The sequence below is a fragment of the Nostoc sp. JL31 genome, from assembly GCF_017114965.1.
Taxonomy (GTDB): Bacteria; Cyanobacteriota; Cyanobacteriia; order Cyanobacteriales; family Nostocaceae; genus Nostoc; species Nostoc punctiforme_A.
The window spans coordinates 1-19,186 of the sequence record NZ_JABXKO010000080.1 but is presented as its reverse complement, the minus strand read 5'-3'; the positions used below and the strand labels follow the sequence as shown (position 1 = coordinate 19,186).

Annotated in this window: 18 protein-coding genes and 1 pseudogene; 2 read left to right on the top strand and 17 right to left on the bottom strand. The window is 40.1% G+C overall.

Going from position 1 to position 19,186, the window contains the following annotated elements:
- Positions 1–141: 141 nt before the first annotated feature.
- The 11 genes from HWQ43_RS18495 to dndC all read right to left on the bottom strand — a co-directional run bounded on the left by HWQ43_RS18495 (position 142) and on the right by dndC (position 10,742).
- Positions 142–900 carry a HEAT repeat domain-containing protein gene (locus tag HWQ43_RS18495; protein ID WP_292736732.1) on the bottom strand — a complete coding sequence of 253 codons (759 nt, stop codon included), beginning with the start codon at positions 898–900 and terminating at the stop codon, positions 142–144.
- 174 nt (positions 901–1,074) lie between these two features.
- Positions 1,075–1,614: an N-acetyltransferase gene (locus tag HWQ43_RS18490; RefSeq protein WP_292736730.1), complete on the bottom strand. Its 540-nt coding sequence runs from the start codon at positions 1,612–1,614 to the stop codon at positions 1,075–1,077.
- Between the two features lie 21 nt (positions 1,615–1,635).
- The gene (locus HWQ43_RS18485; RefSeq protein WP_292736728.1) at positions 1,636–1,824 is read right to left on the bottom strand and encodes a hypothetical protein; all 189 of its coding nucleotides are present in this window, start codon (positions 1,822–1,824) and stop codon (positions 1,636–1,638) included.
- A 155-nt stretch (positions 1,825–1,979) separates the two neighbouring features.
- Positions 1,980–2,402: an ABC transporter permease gene (locus tag HWQ43_RS18480; RefSeq protein ID WP_292736726.1), complete on the bottom strand. Its 423-nt coding sequence runs from the start codon at positions 2,400–2,402 to the stop codon at positions 1,980–1,982.
- Positions 2,387–3,679, bottom strand: coding sequence for an AmpG family muropeptide MFS transporter (locus tag HWQ43_RS18475; RefSeq protein ID WP_181852863.1), 1,293 nt, complete (start codon positions 3,677–3,679; stop codon positions 2,387–2,389). The genes HWQ43_RS18480 and HWQ43_RS18475 overlap by 16 nt, the downstream gene beginning before the upstream one ends.
- Before the next feature lie 246 nt (positions 3,680–3,925).
- Positions 3,926–5,383, bottom strand: coding sequence for a DNA phosphorothioation-associated putative methyltransferase (locus HWQ43_RS18470; RefSeq protein ID WP_292736722.1), 1,458 nt, complete (start codon positions 5,381–5,383; stop codon positions 3,926–3,928).
- Between the two features lie 51 nt (positions 5,384–5,434).
- Positions 5,435–5,821, bottom strand: coding sequence for a DNA sulfur modification protein DndE (gene dndE / locus HWQ43_RS18465; RefSeq protein ID WP_292736720.1), 387 nt, complete (start codon positions 5,819–5,821; stop codon positions 5,435–5,437).
- A gap of 30 nt (positions 5,822–5,851) precedes the next feature.
- The gene (locus HWQ43_RS18460) at positions 5,852–5,992 is read right to left on the bottom strand and encodes a type II toxin-antitoxin system PemK/MazF family toxin (RefSeq protein ID WP_292736718.1); all 141 of its coding nucleotides are present in this window, start codon (positions 5,990–5,992) and stop codon (positions 5,852–5,854) included.
- A 255-nt stretch (positions 5,993–6,247) separates the two neighbouring features.
- Positions 6,248–8,236 carry a DNA sulfur modification protein DndD gene (dndD, locus tag HWQ43_RS18455; RefSeq protein WP_292736716.1) on the bottom strand — a complete coding sequence of 663 codons (1,989 nt, stop codon included), beginning with the start codon at positions 8,234–8,236 and terminating at the stop codon, positions 6,248–6,250.
- 193 nt (positions 8,237–8,429) lie between these two features.
- Positions 8,430–9,050, bottom strand: coding sequence for a Uma2 family endonuclease (locus HWQ43_RS18450; RefSeq protein ID WP_292736714.1), 621 nt, complete (start codon positions 9,048–9,050; stop codon positions 8,430–8,432).
- A 75-nt stretch (positions 9,051–9,125) separates the two neighbouring features.
- A complete protein-coding gene (gene dndC / locus HWQ43_RS18445) occupies positions 9,126–10,742 on the bottom strand; it encodes a DNA phosphorothioation system sulfurtransferase DndC (RefSeq protein WP_292736713.1) in 1,617 nt (538 codons plus the stop codon).
- 172 nt (positions 10,743–10,914) lie between these two features.
- Between dndC and HWQ43_RS18440 the strand changes: the two genes are divergently transcribed.
- Positions 10,915–12,516 (top strand): DGQHR domain-containing protein, encoded by a 1,602-nt coding sequence (locus HWQ43_RS18440; protein ID WP_292736711.1) that lies wholly within the window; start codon positions 10,915–10,917, stop codon positions 12,514–12,516.
- 105 nt (positions 12,517–12,621) lie between these two features.
- On the top strand, positions 12,622–13,812 hold the full coding sequence (locus HWQ43_RS18435; protein ID WP_292736709.1) for a DNA sulfur modification protein DndB: 1,191 nt from the start codon (positions 12,622–12,624) through the stop codon (positions 13,810–13,812).
- Positions 13,813–13,841: 29 nt separating this feature from the next.
- On the opposite strand, the gene HWQ43_RS18430 is transcribed toward HWQ43_RS18435, so the two are convergent.
- The 6 genes and pseudogenes from HWQ43_RS18430 to HWQ43_RS18405 all read right to left on the bottom strand — a co-directional run bounded on the left by HWQ43_RS18430 (position 13,842) and on the right by HWQ43_RS18405 (position 19,115).
- Positions 13,842–14,303, bottom strand: coding sequence for a DNA phosphorothioation-associated protein 4 (locus tag HWQ43_RS18430; protein WP_289798740.1), 462 nt, complete (start codon positions 14,301–14,303; stop codon positions 13,842–13,844).
- Positions 14,304–14,519: 216 nt separating this feature from the next.
- Entirely contained in the window at positions 14,520–14,786 is a 267-nt protein-coding gene (locus HWQ43_RS18425) for a type II toxin-antitoxin system RelE/ParE family toxin (protein ID WP_292736706.1), read from the bottom strand.
- Positions 14,746–15,054: pseudogene (locus HWQ43_RS18420) on the bottom strand (Uma2 family endonuclease); the annotation flags it as partial. The pseudogene HWQ43_RS18420 and the gene HWQ43_RS18425, both read right to left, overlap by 41 nt.
- Before the next feature lie 11 nt (positions 15,055–15,065).
- The gene (locus HWQ43_RS18415; RefSeq protein ID WP_292736705.1) at positions 15,066–17,138 is read right to left on the bottom strand and encodes an AAA family ATPase; all 2,073 of its coding nucleotides are present in this window, start codon (positions 17,136–17,138) and stop codon (positions 15,066–15,068) included.
- Entirely contained in the window at positions 17,135–17,308 is a 174-nt protein-coding gene (locus HWQ43_RS18410; protein ID WP_292736704.1) for a hypothetical protein, read from the bottom strand. The genes HWQ43_RS18415 and HWQ43_RS18410 overlap by 4 nt, the downstream gene beginning before the upstream one ends.
- 328 nt (positions 17,309–17,636) lie before the next feature.
- Positions 17,637–19,115, bottom strand: a complete 1,479-nt coding sequence (locus HWQ43_RS18405) for a DNA phosphorothioation system restriction enzyme (RefSeq protein WP_292736820.1) — start codon at positions 19,113–19,115, stop codon at positions 17,637–17,639.
- Positions 19,116–19,186 lie beyond the last annotated feature (71 nt).

Sequence of the window (19,186 nt, the reverse complement as noted above, 5' to 3'; positions counted from 1 at the left end):
ATTGGCTATTTCAACTTTCAGAAAGCCCAAAATCTGAGCGGAGGATTCAAGATAGTAGCGCTGAAACAACGTATGTTCATTTGTCACCTTGAAAGGGCTACTCCTAACTCAGCACTCAGCACTGTTTTGCCCAATGCCCAATCAAAACCACCCTTCTTGTTCTAGGGTTTCAATCAGCTGCAAGCCACGGGGATCACCCACTCCTAACAGTGAGGCTTTGGCGTCTTCCCGGACTCCCAAATCTTGATCTTCGGCAAAGGCTTGAATTAAGGCGTCGATCGCTGTGGCATAAACTACATTAGAAGGCAATTCGCGGCACAGTTGACCAATTGCCCAAGCACTGTTACTCCGCACCGCTGCTACGGGATCTTGGACTAAGGCTTCGATTAATGGTGGTATTGCGCCTATAACTGCTTCATAACCGACTTCTGCCATCTGTGCTAAGGCGCTAGCAGCCCACAAACGCACTGCGGAAATGTCGGTTCTGAGGGCGTTTGCTAAAGGTGCTAAAGAACGGCGATCGCGACAGTTTCCTAAAGCCCAAACTACACCTTTACGCACATAGCCATTCCAATCACTGTTTAGTTGAGCAATTAATGGACTCACTGCTTCTAAACTGGGATTGCGTCCGATGCCATAAGCTGCACTTACCCGCACTAAGGGACAGGTATCAGTTAACAGACGAATCAGATGGGGAGTAGCACGCGCATCTTCAATATCACAAAAAGCACGTGCCGCTAACATTCTTTGCTGGGCCTGGGGATTTTCCAGCAAGGCTAGCATCAGTTCTGGATCGGGCTTTGCCACAACTGATTCGGCAGTTAGCGGCTCTATTTTATCTAAGGGGCTTTCTAGCTCCTCCTCAATATCGAGTAGGCTTAGATCGTCTTCGTCATACATAATTTGATTTCAATCCCGAAAAGGGATTAACACATAATCCCCCGCACTAATAAGTTAAAGCTTTATATATATTAGTTGGGTTCTTATACATTTTCCTTTCTTCCTCGTTGAGTTTTATCCAAACGAGAACCTCTATAACTCAGACGCTACACTATGTTATCGCTATTCTTGAGTTTATTTTTCTGCACTCAGGAATTTTACCATCCAGATGGATTGGCTTTGATAACCTAACTGATTATAAAGATTCAATGCGGGTTTGTTTGATTGAAACACTTGCAGTCCAATTTGGCGATCGCCTCTTTGAATAGCCCAATTTTCCACATATTGCATTAAAGCTGTACCAATACCTCGCCGCCGGTGTTCTGGTACAACATAGAGGATGAAGATATGAGCATGACGGTTCCCATGTACTTGATCTATAGCATTGCCCACCCAAAGGCAGGCTATGGGTGAATGGGCATTAGTCATTGGGAATGAGACATGGAGAGGAATTTCCCCTTGCCCCCTGCTCCCTGCTCCCTGCTCCCCTTCCTCTTCTACCCACCACAAGGGCGTATCGCTAGAAAAGTATTGCTTAACTGTTTGCTCTAGGTGGGAAAAATCCTCATTGGGAAATAGATCCTGGTAAGTTCGCTGCATGAATTTAAGCAGCAGCGATCGCTCCAAAAGTGAGCCACGGCGAATAATGTATCCAGGTAATAGTTGTTCAGACACTGCTGATATTTATTGACTTAGCTAGCTCGCGTTATGTGCTGCTGGTGGTAAATCAGTTGGAGTAGATTGAGAACTTACCCCCACCTCTTCAATGGGTGCGGGTGCTGCCATATCTGAGGGTAAAAAGATGCGGGCGCTGACTGCCACTAGGGCAAAGAAAAATACTAATACTGCAAGCAGTGGGGCGATGTATTGACGAAAAATAGCCATATTTTAATTGCAAGAAGCTAGGAACTTTTATGAGAACCTAGCTGAAGATTTGTGAAGTATTCTTGATTTATTTTAGCAATTTTCTGTGCATGGGAATTGGAAATGGGGCATTGGGCATTGGGCAATACTTCTCTCCCCCTGCCTCCCCTGCTTCCCTACTCCCTCTGGCGATCGCTCTCCAAGTCGTCAAGTACTCTTTCGCAATACCAATTCTCCGGCATCCCAGGATAAGTCTCTTTTGCCTGTTGAATTAACCGTTCGGCAGCGGCAGTATCACCGGATAATTTAGCGATTAGCCTGTTTTTGAGATAACTATCAGATGAACCCTCCTCTACCTGGGTTGGTATCCCTTGATTTATGCTTGATGGAGTTGATGGTCGGGATTGCTCTCTCCGCAACTGCCAAAATAAAACGTAATAAAGTGTACCAAAAATTAAAATTAGGCTGAGTGTTCCGAAAAAAGTTAAAAGGTTAAATGCTAGAAATCCTAGAACTAACTGCGAGAGAACATACCCAAGTAATAAACCAGTGAGTAAGAGGATGAATGTGCCGACAGCAATAACTACTTGATTCCCCATATATCCTCTTCTTCGTCCTCAAGTCCTGGTCTGGATACTGCCACTGGCTGAGGGTTCCAGGGGGCAAATACTGGTAATAGGAGTAGTCCTGGTACGGCGGCGGCGATGGTAATTAAGAAAAATACAGGCCAACCCGTACTTTGGGCGATCGCGCCTCCAGGGGCCGACAGAATATCGCGGCTGACAGCCATTAAGCTGGATAACAAAGCATATTGGGTTGCGGAAAACCGCTGGTTACAAAGACTCATCAAAAAGGCAACAAAGGCTGCTGTCCCCAATCCACCACAAAATTGTTCTACGTTGATGGCAAGTACCATAGCTTGGTAGTTTTTACCGATGTATGCTAAAAAAAAGTAAGCTAAATTACTTACTGCTTGTAGAATACCAAAAACCCAAAGCGATCGATTGATGCCAATAGCACTCAAAATTGAACCACCTGCTAAAGCACCGACAATCGTCGCAATTAACCCCATCCCCACTTGAATTGCCCCAATGTCGGTTTTGGTAAAACCTGTTTGCAGCAAAAAAGGCGTGGTCATATTGCTCAACAAAGCATCACCTAGCTTGTATAGGGTAATGAATGCAAGCATGAGAATAGCTTTGATAATCCCTTGACGCTGAAAAAATTCCCCAAAGGGCAAGATGACAGCATCAACGAGAGAAGCTGGAGGGCTAATTTCCTTGGGTTCCGGTGCGAACAAGGTGGCAAAAATACCAATTACCATCGTCCCTGCCATAAACAAGTAAACCGATGACCAAGGCAGTTTGTCGGCAAGTATCAAGGCTAAAGCACCTGCGACTAACAGGGCAATTCGATAACCTAAGATAAAAACTGCTGCACCAGCCCCCATTTCTAGCTTTTCTAAAACGTCGGTACGGTAGGCATCAACGGCAATATCTTGAGTCGCACTTATAAAGGCAATGACTATGGCGTTGATTGCTAGTAGCTGTAATGCTTGTTTGGGTTGTTGGAAAGCCATGAATGCGATCGCTACAATCAAAGCAATCTGCGTCAAAATTAACCAACCCCGTCGTCGTCCCAAAATTGGTAAGGTGAACCTGTCTACCAACGGCGACCACAAAAATTTTAAGGAATAAGGCAAACTGGCAAGGCTAAACCAACCAATAGCGGCTAAATCTACCTTCTCTACGGTCATCCAAGCCTTTAATGTATTACCAATTAACAATAATGGTAAACCCGATGAAAAACCTAAAAATAATAAAGCCGCCATCTTGCGACTACCGAAAACTCCCAGCAGCGATTTAATTTTCCTCATATTCTCAACTTTTTGCCTCTTTTGAGGAAATATCAATAAAATACAACGAGGAAATGCAAAAGTGTATCATGTAACTAGTACCTATAAAGGTTTGAATTATCGGAGCGGCAGCAGTTCCTTATTAATCCCGATCGGGTATTGAAACCTGCCATAGCTGCTGTATGATTTCCTGCAAACATGACAAACTACCAAGATTTACTTGGGTTAAATACAAATTCAGGATAACCTTATACTGTTAGCGTTTTATTAACTTTCTTGAATTGGATAAACCTGATGCCCCCTGATTTCTACTCTGTGTGTGGCAAGGCATTTTTCCCAACCTTCACGCGTACCAATGTCGCTTTTTTGGTTAAGCAGCCCTAATTCCTGTTCTTGTTGGGTGAGTTTAGCAAATTCTTTGTAGTGTGGGTAGTTGCTGGTAACAAATGTTTCCTTACGGTGCAAAATCGGTGGATTTTCCCTAGTTGCATAGTCTCGATGAGTGACGACTAGGGTTTTTAAATCAATACCTATGCTGGCTTTTAACGCTGGATGAGGATCAGTGTCGAATTCGGGGTAAGACAGATAGGATATTTGCGGCTTATCAGTGTGATATTTGATCAACGTGGCTTCGTCGATACGGCCAATGGTGCGGCTAGCGCAACCTTCACAGATTCGCAGTACGGGGTCAAGTGCTGCTAGTGCGGAAACATGAACGTAAATAGCACCGCGTGTATGTTTACCAATTTTGCTTTTTTCGCAAGCAGTTTGAATCACCCCAGGTTTACCTAAGCTGAAAAGCTTTTGATCGGCTACTTGACAAGCTTCTTCATAACTACTAAAAAAGGCTTTGATATCGTGACGCATTTCTGGGGCTAGTTTCTGCCATGCAGGACGTTTATCAAAGTGGGTCAGGGCGAGATACACTTGGATATCCAGAGAACGACGATAAGCGATCGCATCCCATTCAGCCTCATCAGTAGCTTGTAAAATTACACCGAAGGCACGGCGGAAGTTACCAAATTCATTCAGTAATTCCTGTTCATTTTCCAATTCGCCTTTGACAGGTAGTCTACCGCGCTTGGTAAAGAAAGCCATGAGTGGTTGCAGCTGTTCTTGATAATCTTCAAACCGCTTAACGGGGATTCGGACTCGCGGTGTAGAAGTCGCAGAAAAGAAGCGGATAGCTTTGTAGCTTTCTTTTTGGGCTTCATTTCGAAAAACAAAGTAAACACCTAGTGCGATCGGTACTGCATCAACATTTAAAACTTCATCAATATAAGTTTTGAGTTCTTGTTGTTCGTAATATTTCTGAAAAGTATTGCGGCGCGTCACAATGCCATCATTGTAAGCAAGTTGGGTTTTACTGGGAGCGTTAATCAGTATTTGAGCCGCGACAATTAAAACTTTCCCGGTGAGTTCCCAAGCTTGGATTAGGCTTTGACGGCGTTCCTCTGAGTCTTCAATGACGTTGAGAACATAGCCCAAATTGACCACATCGGCAGGGGTGCGTGGGACATCGGGATAGTAGTAAGGGTCCCAGCCTGTGCTGGTGTAGCCTAAGTTTTTAACTCGTTGGACATCACCACCGTAGCCGCAACCGTAGTCAAAAAAAGTGGTGTCTTGATTAAGGATTGACCCTTCTATAGCCAATCGTACAGGGCGAGATATATCAATGCGAGCGATCGCAGCTCTATGACGCTCAATTTCTAGCGCTTCAGGCATAATATTAGTTGTCAGTTAACAGTGAACAGTTAACAGTCAACTAATATCCTTTCAATTTTTAACCGCTAGTTCAATTAAATCTTCAATTTTCTTGATATTTGGATCGCCTGCTAAGTAACCAATACCGCGATGCAAATGTAAGCGGAATTGAGTAGCAAGGGTTTCTTTATCGGTGGGATAACCGTCATCGTGACAGCGTTGCTTGAGGGCGAGGAGGAGAATATCAGACATTTCCCCACCAAAAACGCGCCAACTCATTTCGACATTACTATCCTGGGGAATTGGGACGGGAGAGGGTGTGGTTGATTCTGCGAGGGAACGACAAAACGCCCAACGACAAAGGATATTCCATTGGTCAATTTTGGTGCTGCGCTTAAGTTTGGTAAGTTGGTCTTTGGCTGTTTGAGAAAGTTTTATTCTTTCGATTGGTGATTCCATAATCTTCCTAAAAATTGAGGTATTTTTCGCTCATAAACCCAAACAGTAGCGAATCGCAGTTTCAACTTCAAGCATCTTGGAGTCAGAAATCTTGCCAGCTGGGTCAGCAGGAAAGCGATTTTGATCTAAAGAACGAATTTGAAAACATAAAAATACTGTTTCTAGTTGCAATCCACTGTTACTTGGAGATACTCATATATTAGTTGGATAATCACGCTTAATATTTGTTCCTTTCGTACCGACAACTACAGTTACAACCAAAGGTAATTCGTTGATAGCGTCTATCCAGAGATTGAGTGAGTTATCTTTATATGTGTCGGTTGATGCAAGAGGAAAATTATGGAAGATGAAAGAAAGTTTATTGATCGTCTCTACTTTCCAAAGGTCGTTAGATATATTGTAAATATCTTTTTTAGACGATATCTACTACCAAAAATATTGATTTTCTATCACTGTAGTTTGACGGGTAGAAGAGTCGTATTTAAGGAGGTATTCACGAGCGATCGCTTCATTTTCTCGCAGTGTTTCTACTTCTTTTTTACCAATCTCAGTATCCGTAGATAACAAAATGACTTGGTGACTGGCGGATGGGAAGTAACGTTCAACTAAGTTACTGCGGTGAGAGGAATCTAGTCTACCTAATGGCGTATCGATTGCTACTGGTAGGCGGTGTCCAGAGACTTTGGCTAAACCCCAGAGGAATGCGATCGCAAGTAGTTGTTTTTCACCTGCTGATAAACGATGTTTAGGGACAGGTTTACCATTTAAATCGTAAAGTAAAAGGCTGAAAGTCTTAGTATCAATGGTGATACGATGCACTAAGTCTGATTTATGGAGGAGATAAAGGAAGCAATTTTTAACTTCTTCCTCTAATTTATTGAGTTTTCGCAGAGTTAATTTTTCACGAAAAATCTTGAGCGTGTTTTGAACTTTCGCTGCTGAGGTAATAATATGTTCGCTATTTTTATGTTTAATATTTTCTACAGTATAATCACTTAATTCTCTTTTGGACTTGGCAATAATAGTTTCTAATTCAGCTAAACGGCGGCGGATTGTTTTGTAATTTGCTTTAGCTTCAACGACTTGATTTTGTGCCGATTCTAGTGCTTGACGCAGCTTTGTATAATCTTCTGGTGCTGCTGCTGTTTGCACTTGCCTTTCTAGAGTATGAATTTCTTCTTCTTTATTTCTGAGAATAGCTAATTTCTCTTTTGCAGAAAGTTTAGAATTTTGTAAGTGATATATAAGATTATCTAGTTGACTTAAAGTTTCATCATCGGCTAATAACCAAAGTGCTTCCGTCTGGAGAGTCTTTGCATATAAACTATCTACATCTTGGATTAAAAATGATTGGATTTTTTCAACTTGTATCGGAGAAATTTCTACTTGATTTAGCCAAGCGAGTAAACGCTGATCTCGTTCAAGTAACAAATCTTTAGAAATTTGTACCTGTTGATGGCGAAATTCCTTTTCTCCCTGTGTCTGCGCCTGATTAAGCAAATTGGGAATTAATGCTAGAGGTAAAACATCAGCCGCCAATTCACACATTGACTGACGTACTTGTTCAATTTCCGCAGTTTTTGTATTTTGCTGTAGTTCTAGTTGATTGCGTTCTGCTGCAATCTTCCCACCTTCAGAAATGAATTTATCAAAGGCTTCTTGCTGCTTTTGTTCTAACTCTTCTACCTGATTTTTGAGAATTTCTACTTTCTCTTCTGTGGTTTGATAATCTTCTTGCTGTTGGGTTAACCTAGTTTCAATTTCCTCTAGGTTTGCTAAATCCTTACTATTACCAACTTCTTTAAGTTTACGATTAACTAAGATATCTAAATCAACTGCTAAACGATCTGCTAACTCTAAACCTAAAAGTCCACGAATTGCATCTACTACAACTGGTGGTGGTGTTTCTTGTTCTGCGAGTTCTTTAACTTGTTCACCATCAAAGAGAAATAAGTTAGAAATACCTAATGGCAAGAGATTTTCAATATACTCATCCCAAATATTAACTAAAGCATCAGGCCATGTATCACTGTCACCTAAAATACCTAATGTATCTTTACCGTCTTTAGGATTTTTTGTCCAACTACGGACAACACGGTATTTTATTGGTTTATCGTTTTCAATATGTTCAAAAAGCAACTCAATTCGGGTGTCTGCAACTGGATCTATTTTGTTGTTAACACATTGATTGAGAAAATCACTATAACTTAAATTACCACGGGTAGAACATTGGGCACGAGCGCCATAAAGGGCGAGACGAATCGCATCCATAAGGGTGGTTTTTCCGCCGCCATTCATACCACCTAAAAGGATAATTGGGTGTGAGGTTTCCTCATCCATTTTTGGGTTAAGGTTGATTACCTGTTTTCCACTGTAGGGGCCAAAGTTTTGTAGAACGAGTTCAAGAAATATCATTGATTTTTAAGATTAACATGAGTTCGACAGCGATCGCAGAAGCAGAAAGTTTATGATGAAAGGAATCAGATAAAATTAATTAGATGGTTTTGTCTGACGCATTGATAAAAAATATTGTCTATGAAATATAGATAATACCATCACTAACTGTTAAGAAATGCGATTGTATCTGTCTCGGTGTTGGTAAGCGTGGCTAGATTTGCACACCTCCAGCTTGAAAAATCTGTTCGGCGGTTAAATTCAATTCTGGGAAAGTAGGCGAGACAATATGGGTATCGCCTTTAAATTGAGTAACTTGGTACTCACCATCAATTAATTGATAAATGGATATAGTAGGCAGCTTAGGATTGCCAATAAACTTCCTAGCACCTATAGCCGCGTAATCTATAATCCAATATTCGGGAATACCTATAGCTTCATAATCAGCTAATTTTTTGTAGTAATCGTCTCGCCAATTAGTACTAACAACTTCAATAACTAAGGTAATAGATATTGCTTGAGATATCGTTGATTCTTTTTTCCATAAAGGCTCATTCACTAAATTTGGTCGATTGATTATTAAGATGTCTGGTGAATAAGCTGATTCATCTTCAAATGGCTTGACTAATACAGTTTTTGGAATGAAGTAAGGAAGTTTTTGCCGCCCAATTTCGATAGATATATTTAGCGCCAAAAAACCAACAACATCCTCATGATCTCCCACTGGTTGTGCTATTTCAACAATCACGCCATCATGTAATTCGTATCTCCCACCCTCAGTCCGCCAAGCTGCAAAATCTTCAAAAGTTACTAATTTGTATATGGCTTGAATCATAGAACCTCGCTTTTTTTAAGATAACCCAACTTTGTTAAGCGTTCTTTAAGTAGTTTGGTTGACTCCCGTCTTCTATTATTCTGAGTTTTCCTTTTTAAATTTCATACTTGCCCAACTTACCTCTTCATCACTTTTACCTTCATCGACTTCATTGATTGCTGCAACATCGCCCAAAGTCATCTGCTTGACTTTTGCAATATCACCTTGACTAACGGCTTCGCTTAATTCGCGTTTCAAACGAGCATTTTTAATCGCATCTTCTGGAGAACGGGAACTCGTATTAAAACATTTTTCTAGGGTTTCGTATATTCCCACGCGACGAGTCTTTTTGCGATACTGGCGTTCTGTGTCTAACAATTTCGCCATGAGTTCCAAGTGCATCGCATCACCTTCACAGATTTCTTCTAATACTATCCATTCATCACGACCTAGTAGGCTATAGTCAGCACCAGGGCGGGTATCTTGAAATTCTTCGCCTGTCACTTCTTGATAAATTCGGGGTAAGCTATCATCAAATTCGTGTTTTTCTTCTAGCCAAATGCGGCGAATTTCGCTCATTTCTTCGAGAGTAATTAGGGTGATATCGCGCATATTTTCTGGCGCTGTCCGACGGGTTTTTGTTTGCGCTTCTAATAATCGTCTGAGCCAATGTTCCCGCCAATATTTGGTATAGGGGCCAGGGATTGGTTCAATGGAGGTTTCCCCGTTTTTATTGCGTTCAAATAGTTGGACATCTCCCCAAATTCTTCTAAAATCTCTTTTTTCTCGGTCATCTTTGATATCTAGTTCATTGCGGATATCTAATAATGGCTGCATCCATTCTTTTTCTTCATCATTTTGGATCATTGCCTCCATTGATTTATCCTTATTCACTAGTGTGCAAACCCAGCAGCCAAATCGGGAATCACCGCAACTAGGAGTAGAAGTATCAACAACTAGTGGACATTCATTATCGGCTGTTGCACCTCGATACATAGCAAATAATTCTTTATTACTTTGTCCCCAAGGATTATCCCACTGATTTAGGTATATCCAGACATCGTTATTACTCCAATCTTCTATAGGGGTATAGATTAAGGAGTTGGGTAGGCTGGCATTAGGACTCAGGCGATCGCGTACTCGATCAACTTGATGCTTTTTCATTGTGGCAGCACGTTTGGCGCTTTCTGCTTTACGAGTACCCAATACAAGAATTGTTTCACCGTTAGCTCTAACTATTTCACGGATGAATTGATTAGCAGGATTAATTTTTAAACGTGGTGTACACCAGCGAAACTGGTTACGAGGTGCTGGATATCCTTTACCAATAAGATTTACCCAAAATGTGTCTTCAATTACTGGTTGCAGTAGATGTGGATCAATTGGCATTCCCTGTTTTTTAGCAGCTACCTTGAGATTCTGCATGGATTTGCGAACCCAAGCAGACACTACAGGGTTTTCTACCTGAGTATCGGTTGTAATTACATATACTGTTTTAGTTCTTTTTTCTGGAGGAAGAGATGCGATCGCATTCCATACAAGCTGCAATACTGTGCTAGAATCTTTTCCCCAAGACACGCCTAAAACCCAAGGTATCTCATCTAAACAATACAATTCTTGAATTTCAATGGTGAGAGCTTGGATGTAGTCCACTAACTCTGCTACAGTACGTGTTTGCTGACCTTTATTTTCTGCTTGTTGTGCTGTAGTCATTTCTCCTTATCTCTGGAAACACTGGCTTAATATCCGCGCGAATAAAATTCGCGTTTACATACATAAAACCCGCCGATCTGGGTTGAAGAAAAGTTTTTAAAAACTTTACTACTAATATCCAAATTTTTGGATAATTAAACGACATAATCCTATTCTGTTTTTAAAATTTAACATGAAAGATAGTGCATCTGACCCTACTGCTGACATTGCTAGAGAATACCTGGAACGGGAAGACAAGGAAAAACAGGTACTAGCTTTACTCCTAGAGAAGTTTTTAGGGAGAAAAGATCAGATTCTCGTTCAAAAAACCGAGATGGGTGGTACTGAGGCTTATGTTAGCTCTGTTACACTGGAATGGTTTGCCGGTCGGGTTCACTTCGCCTCTGGCTTACCTCTGTTTCAAAAAAAGTATAATCCTGAAACTGATAATGTCGAGATTGACGCGGATAGTATTGATGAAATTCAACAGCGTCCCCTTGATTGGTCACGTCAAGCGCCACTAGTGCAGTATTTGGCGGCTCGACACAACCATAAGTTTCCGCCAGTGCTGGTAGTAATTAATCAACCGTGGGTGGATAATCCTAAAGCTGCTGAGTGGGATAGTGAAGGACGCGCCACCAAGTCTACTACTGATTTCGTCCCCTTAGATAAAGACGCTAAAGTAGGTATGCTAAATATTTCTGAGGATGATGTAACTATTTATGCACTAGATGGTCAACACCGATTAATGGGTGTACAGGGGTTGATGGAGTTAATTAAAACTCGCAAACTCCAGCGCTATAAAAAAGATAAAGGTGCTGATGACAGTTTTATTACAGTCAATGATTTGATAGAAAAGTACCAAGTAGACCTTGCTTACTTGCAAAATTTACCCAAGGAAAAAATTGGTATTGAGTTCATCTGTGCGGTAGCGGCTGGGGAAACTCGCACCGAGGCGAGGCGGAGGGTGAGATCAATTTTTGTTCATGTCAACCTGATGGCTGCACCCTTGACTAAAGGGCAACTAACACAGTTGAATGAGGATGATGGTTTTGCGATCGTTGCTAGAAAAATTGCAGTTACACATCCACTATTAGAACAACGACAAGAGCGCAATCCCCGTGTTAATTGGAATAGTGCAACAGTAGCCTCCAATTCTACAGTTTTGACAACTTTGCAAGCTCTGCAAGATATGTCTGAGCGATATTTGGCTCAAAAGTTCCCTCACTGGAAACCTTTGGAGAAAGGTCTAATTCCCATGCGTCCAGAGGATGAAGAAATTGAGCAGGGAATTGAGGAATTTAAAAAGCTATTTGATTCTTTGGCTAGTCTTTCTAGTTATAAAATTTTAGAACACGAGGATACACCAGCTTTACGGCGCTTCAGCTTTGAGAAGGATGGAGGTGAAGGAAATATGCTTTTCCGTCCAGTTGCTCAAGTTGCATTAGCGCAAGCTTTGGGAATTTTAGTTTTTAAAAAAGGTTTTTCCCTGGCAGATATTTTTAAGAAACTGCGGAAGTTTGACCAGCAAGGTGGTTTTAGTGGTATGGAATATCCCCAATCTCTTTGGTATGGGGTTTTGTATGACCCAAATAAAAAGCGGGTGCAGGTTGCTGGACGAGATTTGGCAGCGAAGTTATTAGTTTACATTCTGGGTGGAATTCAGGAACAGATGGAACGTGCTGAACTTCGTAAAGCTTTGGCTGATGCCAGGACTGTTGAAGATAAAACTATAAGTTTTGATGGTAAGTTTGTTGATCCAAAAGCTGTAGGACTTCCACATATTCTCAACTAGCAAAGTTAAGTAGGGATTTTGCAGTGTGGTTTTTACCGATGCTACAGTCCATAAGGGTTGCATATCATGTTTGCTAACATCTACTAATTTATATTAGGTATTTATATGGCTCAACCGATTGAGGACGACAATAATAGCATTTCTCCTCAGATAAAAGCTCAGTTTAGCTCCTTTATTGAGCCATTCTTCTCACAATATCATCGCGATCGCTGTTATCCGGGGCTGATTTTTCAGCAGGGAAAGCGGACAATGCTGCAAATTAATGTACCTGCGAGTGACTTTTCTGGTCTTCTCCAAGCTAAACCATCCACTGGGAATGATCCTGATTCTGGTAAAAATCGCCCAGAGGTTAAAGGTCATGCTGATGAAATTAAAAAATATATTGTTGACCGTTCCAGAAAAGAAAAACCTTGGATTGTAGGAACTTTGACTGCGAATGTAGCTCCAAAAGACATCACAATTCTTGAACTGGGTAGGGGTATTTGTCTAGTTGTTATTCGTCGTGGAGTCAAGTTGGATATAACTGATGGACAACACCGTAAACGTGCAATTCACGAATTGATAGAAAGTACTGAAAGCCACTTAATCAGTAATGATGATTTTGCAATTACTCTAGTTTTAGAGGGTGATTTTCAGCAGTGTCAGGCAGATTTCAGAGACATGGCTCAAACAAAACAACTAGATAAATCATTATTATTATCATTTGGTGAGTTCTCTGGTCGAGTTGGCATTACTAAAGAGTTAATAAAACGAGTGCCAATGTTTCAAGGCAAGACCGAGAAGATTAAATCAAGTCCTGCAACTAAACAAAAGCTGATTTACACAACCAATTTTATAGCTAGGTTTGTAAGTTGCGTTTTTACTAACGATCCAGGTAATCAGCTTCGAGATTATGATGTTTATCAAGCATCTGATGCTTTAGTTATTTGTCTTAATAGATTTTTCTCAGAATGTAGTAACACTGAATATATTGCTGATACAACTGTTGAAGAACTAACAACAGATGAAGTCACTGCATTTAAAGAAGATTGTATTCTAGGTATAAGCGTTGGACTGGAAGTTTTAGGGCGTTTATTGCACTATATATATGAGCCAGAAAACAATTATTTTAATGAAGAAAAAATTTCACAACTAGCACAGTTAGATTGGTCAAGAGAAAACCAACTTTGGAAGGATAATGTAATTAGAATAGATACCCAACCTAAAAATCCAGAGAAGCCATATAGAATATCTGCTACTGTTAGTGCAGTAACAGATGCAGTCAAAATAGTAAAAATTACAGTGGGGTGGATGTAAAGTTATTGCTTTTAACTATTATTTAAAAATCAAGATAGGAATTTGGTTAGATCAAATTCCTCATCTTGCTGCTCTGCATTCGTTCTTTCATAACTAAGAATCAATAAAAGTCGCTCTGAATAGTCTACTGCTCCACGCAGTTCATTTTGTATAATCTCTAAACCAGCATTAGCGTACTCTTCAAAAATGTGAATGCGTTGCTCGTCAGCTACATTATCATCACCTATAATCTTAATATTTTCTGTTTCGGTGATAGCCAACAAATTAATTAATAGAGTGAAGCTGCTAGTAAAATAATCTTGTCGCAGTGGGGATAAATCTTTAGAAATTACGTCTAAAGGAATGCGCTTTTTATTTTTAACGCCCAATGCTGCTGCAAACACCATTACTTCTACATAAGTCTGAAAAGGCCCAGTTGTGTCTTTTGATGCGACTAGAGATTTCACCAACTCAGCCTTATCTTTAGCAACCCTGATTCTATTTGCAGCCATTGTTTTAATATCTACATTGTTGCTATTTTAACCGAAAGTTAGAAGCGATAGTAATTATTAACGCATTATTTTATACTAGTATGTGGGCGATCGCTAAACAAACAAATTCTCCACTAACATAGTCCATCCTGGCACTGTGGGTTCAGCTTCAGCTACCTCACCACGTCGATACACTTGCGGTTCATCAGGATTAGTAGCACCATATTCCCGACTCCGCTAACTTTCATCTTTATAAATCTCGCTACGATGTCCTATTTTAATTACAGTTACTATCAAAACATCATCACCTATTTCATAAACCACTCGATAATCTCCTACTCGAACACGATATGAATTATCATCACCTTGTAATTTTTTTACCCCATTTGGACGCGGTTCTATTGCCAAGTCGTTGATTTTAGTTTGTATGCGTTGTTGTACGTCTATAGCTAGTTTCCTAAACAGGATACTGAATAAATTTAATAGCTTGTCTATCTCTTTCATCACAACTCACCATAACATCCGGGTAGTGAAATGGCCCGTTCTCAGTTACTCCTACTTTTGCATCTGCCATAAAAGCACGACAGGAACTTCCTCGGAGGTGACTTTTTAATGCCGAAGCTAAGTTTAAGGCAATACTAGTATGAGGAATTGTACCCCCAGTTATGGCAAAGACTTCACCATTGATATATTCGTATTTAATCTCTTGGTGTTCTTCCCATTTTAAGTATTCCTGTGGAGTCATATACTTTCCGTCTGGATTCGCAACCATAACTTTATCCTTTAAAAATTACGTTCAACCGCAATAATTTCAGTATATTCATACTCGTTCGGACTTTGTTTCACCAAAGGATATCTTTCTCTACCCAACTCAATATAATCTTGTTCGCAATCTGGCTTAGATGAATAATACGTAAGCACATATTCTCTACCAATTCTCTGTGTCATTTCTGCTTCAACTTCACCCCGCCACTGAGTCTTAGTAACTAAAACTATCAACTGATTCGCTAATTGGGGAATTGTCTTCGCAATGTGTCGCCGCGAATTCTCATCCAAACTACCAAAGGGTGAATCCATCACAATCGGGAAAGTGCTACTATCGGGAATCATCATCATTTTTCGCTTCTCACTCCATTCCCGTACTTTGTCAATGATGCTGGCAATAAAGGATAAACTGAGAATTTGATTCTCCCCGGTGGAAGCTGCAACTGGTGCTTCTATACCCGTGGTATTTTCTACTAATGTCAGTTCATATTTATCGCTAATTTTAGGAATGTATGGAGTCACAGAAATTTCTGTAAATATTTCTTGCACTCGCTTTTCTAGTTGCAGGCGAAATTGTTGTTCTTGACGATTTCTAACTTCCGTTAACCGCTCGATTGCATCTTGAGTGGCGTTAATTCTTCGCTGTGCTAGAGTTTGCTTGTCTTCATTCAGCTTTTGCTTGGCAATTTGTTTATTTAAACCTTCAATCTCAGTTGTGAATTGAGCAATTTGCTGCTGATTTGCACCCTGTTCTCGATTTAACTCATCAATTTTACTTTCAATTTCATCTAAGCGTTTTTGCAAACTGCTAATTTCTTCATTAGCATCTTTTCGTAAGCGTTCTTGAATATTGTCTAAATCGCCTTCAATTTGAGATATGCTTTGCCTTAACTGATTAATTCTGGCTTGTTCTCTATCAACTTCTTCCCAAAAACCTATAGCTTGCTTATCAATTTCATCTACTTGAGCTATCATCCGAATTGCAGTTTCTTCCACCGCCGAGGAACCTGCTTTATTTAACCACGTACTTACATGAGTATGAGAATGATTACCCTCGTGTAATTCTGCGCCACAAATACAGCGCTGAGAATTGAGTAAATCATTCACAAATTCCCACGAAATTCCTGATGTTAACTCTCCGCGCTGCTTCAAATCATTGATGATTCCTCGGAACTGAGATGTAGTTTCTGACAGTAAAACTGTATATCCCCGCGCGGAAATAACTTTTTTTAGCGCTTCCTTAGTTTTTTTATATTCTTCTTGATTCGCTGCTTTCTGCGATTCTAAATCCTGCCATCTTTCTTGTAACTCCTTCGCTGCACTAAGTTCTCGTAAACGAGTACTTGTCTCTTTTTTAAAAGTTTGTTGGTATTCTAACTCTTCTTTAATTTCCGTTTGCCGTTTGGTAATGCGTTCTCGTTCTCGTTCTATCTTTTCTTGCTGTCGTAATAGCTGTTTTGTTTCAGAATCACCAATTGCTTTTAACTCATTTTCTAGAGCTTTTTTAGCATCTCCCAAATGTCTGATGGAACGGTTGATTACTTCTACACCCAAGAAAATTTTTGTAGCTTCGGCAATTTCAGCTTTTTTGTCAGAACGAACTATTTCTTCAATTCGTTCGCCGTCAAAGAAAAAATATTGATGTAAAGTAGCGGGTAAAATTTGATTAATGATATCGTCTGGTTGCTGAGTTGGTATATTCCATTTGCCATCATCTGCACCAACCCACATGGTTAATTGAGTTTTGCCAGCATCAAAATCACCTTCGTTTTTATAACCCCGACAGGCGCGTTTAACTCGATAGCGTTTACCTTCATGTTCCCAGCCAATCTCTACCCAACATTCTACAGCTTGACCTTTTTGAGTTTCTGCGATCGCACGCTTATTAACTAACTGTTCTATCGATGCAAATGCTGCACTAAATTTCTCATATAATACCCAAGTAAAGGCATTCAGTAAACTAGTTTTACCAGAGCCATTATTACCATGAATAATCGTCGTGTTGTGAACATCTTCACCAGCCAGAATCATCTCTGGTGTCGTACCATAAAAGGAGCGAAAGTTGCATAGCTTGATTGAAGTCAGCTTCATCGCACCTCTTCCTTAATAATGTCCAAAATATTATCATTTATATGGCTGTTAATCTTCTTATCTAGCCTGCCTTTTTCCAGCTTCCATACCCGCTCAATAATTCGCCGTACCTCCGGCGGAGCGTTGTTTATTGGCTCTTGTACATCATCGATATTCGCATTTTGTGACATCTTCGGTTTGGAAATATAGTTTTTCTATATTTTAACTTTCTCTAGTACTACATTTACCTCCGTAAAGCCACTGTTAGCGTTATCTTTAATTTTGCCAAAACTATTTTTTCAAATTTATAATTTATCTTTGAAAAAAGACTTTGTTATTGAATTGTCTTCTGTTATTATTAATATTAACAGTCTAGATAATAATGGGATGTAAGTAAAATTTTTAAAGCCACTTACATCCTATTATTATCTAACTCATAATTTTATTATTTCATACTTAATGCTTCTTTTTTCAAAACTCGAAAAATTTTACAAAATAATACAACTATATAGTTCATCATCAAATATCTAATAAACCATATCGCTTTTGTAAATCAAGTAACTTCATTCTTGCAACGCCTGCATTATCAGCTAAATCAGCAAACTCTACAAAGCGACGTAATTCCTTTTTCAATAAATTGCGCTCAACTTCTATAGTTTCTCTATCTAAATCTGGTGGCAAAACAATCATGTCAAATATTGTTGCGCGTTCCTTAGCTGGATGAGGACGTAAAACTCGCCCCCGTCGCTGAATAAACTGGCGAGGATTACCAGAACTCGATAAAATGACCGCAGTTTGAATTGCTGGAATATCAACACCTTCATCTAAACAACGAATTGCGACTAAACCTTGCAACTCTCCACTTTCAAATTGATGGCGCAATATTTCCCTTTCTTGCAAAGTTGTTTGGGCTGTATAGGTACTTACCTTGTACCCCAAATCTACTCCGAGAATTTTAGCAACAGCTTTGAGTTGGCGTAGCGATGAACGTTGTCCCACATCTTGGGAACCATCACTACAATAAAAAAGAGTGTGAGTAGTTTCGCGGCGAGTAATCATTAAATCGCGCAAAGCATTTAATTTATTTTCTGCCGCACCAATTAATCTTGCCCTTTGCATTAACAAAGGCTTTAAATCTTCATTGTCTTCAAAACTTCCTGCTTGTCCATTTTCTCTATCTCGGTAAAGTAGCGATCGCCCAATTCTTTTAGTTAACTTTAAATAGGCAATACTTTCAGCTTCAGTTAGTTCCACCAACACCGGATAATACAGATAATGTACCAAAGCCCCTTGAGCAATCGCATCCCTTAAAGTAAACTCTGGCTGGAGAACTGGGCCAAAATAATCAAATAAAGATTGCGTACCAAAATCATCAAAATATCTTTCCGGTGTGGCAGATAAAGCCAGTCTCAACCCCACACTGCGCGGTAAACTTTCTTCTAACTTGGGTGCGCCTAAATTATGCGCTTCATCCCCAATAATTAAAGTTTTGGGAGGAAAATATTTGAGTTGGGACTGAAAACCATCTCCAATTAAAGTGGAGTTCGTAGTAATTACGGTGACAAAGCGTTGAGAACCAGAACGCAGATTATAAATTTGCGTAGAAAGTTGACTTTGCCAAGTGCGTAAATTCTCAAAAGCTAAAATGGGTTGCAAATTAAATTTTTCACATTCTCGCGCCCATTGGGTGACAAGATGGCGGTAGGGACACACCACCAACAAGACTTGTAAATTAATCTGTTGGTACAATTCACAAGCGATCGCTAATCCGGTAATTGTTTTACCACTACCAGTAGCCATTTTCAGCGTCCCTCTGCCATTGTTGGTAAACCAGCTAGCGATCGCTTGTCGCTGATATTGCCGCAATTGCAGAGACGGAGGCATTCTTGGGCATCCTGGTAATGGTTGCGTATAATAACTGCCCTTACTTTCCCTTGTAAACGGTAATTTCAATCGGAAAGTGGGCAGTTGCTGCACTGAATTTTGCGTCAGGTACATAAAGCAAATGGGAATGGGGCATTGGGCATTGGGCATTGGGCATTGGGCATTGGGCATTGGGCATTGGGCAT

What these genes read in the sequence shown, in the direction of transcription:
- HWQ43_RS18435 (WP_292736709.1), top strand. Translation starts at nt 12,622, where the DNA reads ATGGCTCAACCGATTGAGGACGACAATAATAGCATTTCTCCTCAGATA.
- HWQ43_RS18440 (WP_292736711.1), top strand. Translation starts at nt 10,915, where the DNA reads ATGAAAGATAGTGCATCTGACCCTACTGCTGACATTGCTAGAGAATAC.
- dndC (WP_292736713.1), bottom strand. Translation starts at nt 10,742, where the DNA reads ATGACTACAGCACAACAAGCAGAAAATAAAGGTCAGCAAACACGTACT.
- HWQ43_RS18475 (WP_181852863.1), bottom strand. Translation starts at nt 3,679, where the DNA reads ATGAGGAAAATTAAATCGCTGCTGGGAGTTTTCGGTAGTCGCAAGATG.
- dndE (WP_292736720.1), bottom strand. Translation starts at nt 5,821, where the DNA reads ATGGAATCACCAATCGAAAGAATAAAACTTTCTCAAACAGCCAAAGAC.
- HWQ43_RS18410 (WP_292736704.1), bottom strand. Translation starts at nt 17,308, where the DNA reads ATGTCACAAAATGCGAATATCGATGATGTACAAGAGCCAATAAACAAC.
- HWQ43_RS18415 (WP_292736705.1), bottom strand. Translation starts at nt 17,138, where the DNA reads ATGAAGCTGACTTCAATCAAGCTATGCAACTTTCGCTCCTTTTATGGT.
- HWQ43_RS18485 (WP_292736728.1), bottom strand. Translation starts at nt 1,824, where the DNA reads ATGGCTATTTTTCGTCAATACATCGCCCCACTGCTTGCAGTATTAGTA.
- HWQ43_RS18450 (WP_292736714.1), bottom strand. Translation starts at nt 9,050, where the DNA reads ATGATTCAAGCCATATACAAATTAGTAACTTTTGAAGATTTTGCAGCT.
- dndD (WP_292736716.1), bottom strand. Translation starts at nt 8,236, where the DNA reads ATGATATTTCTTGAACTCGTTCTACAAAACTTTGGCCCCTACAGTGGA.
- HWQ43_RS18495 (WP_292736732.1), bottom strand. Translation starts at nt 900, where the DNA reads ATGTATGACGAAGACGATCTAAGCCTACTCGATATTGAGGAGGAGCTA.
- HWQ43_RS18405 (WP_292736820.1), bottom strand. Translation starts at nt 19,115, where the DNA reads ATGTACCTGACGCAAAATTCAGTGCAGCAACTGCCCACTTTCCGATTG.
- HWQ43_RS18430 (WP_289798740.1), bottom strand. Translation starts at nt 14,303, where the DNA reads ATGGCTGCAAATAGAATCAGGGTTGCTAAAGATAAGGCTGAGTTGGTG.
- HWQ43_RS18480 (WP_292736726.1), bottom strand. Translation starts at nt 2,402, where the DNA reads ATGGGGAATCAAGTAGTTATTGCTGTCGGCACATTCATCCTCTTACTC.
- HWQ43_RS18425 (WP_292736706.1), bottom strand. Translation starts at nt 14,786, where the DNA reads ATGAAAGAGATAGACAAGCTATTAAATTTATTCAGTATCCTGTTTAGG.
- HWQ43_RS18470 (WP_292736722.1), bottom strand. Translation starts at nt 5,383, where the DNA reads ATGCCTGAAGCGCTAGAAATTGAGCGTCATAGAGCTGCGATCGCTCGC.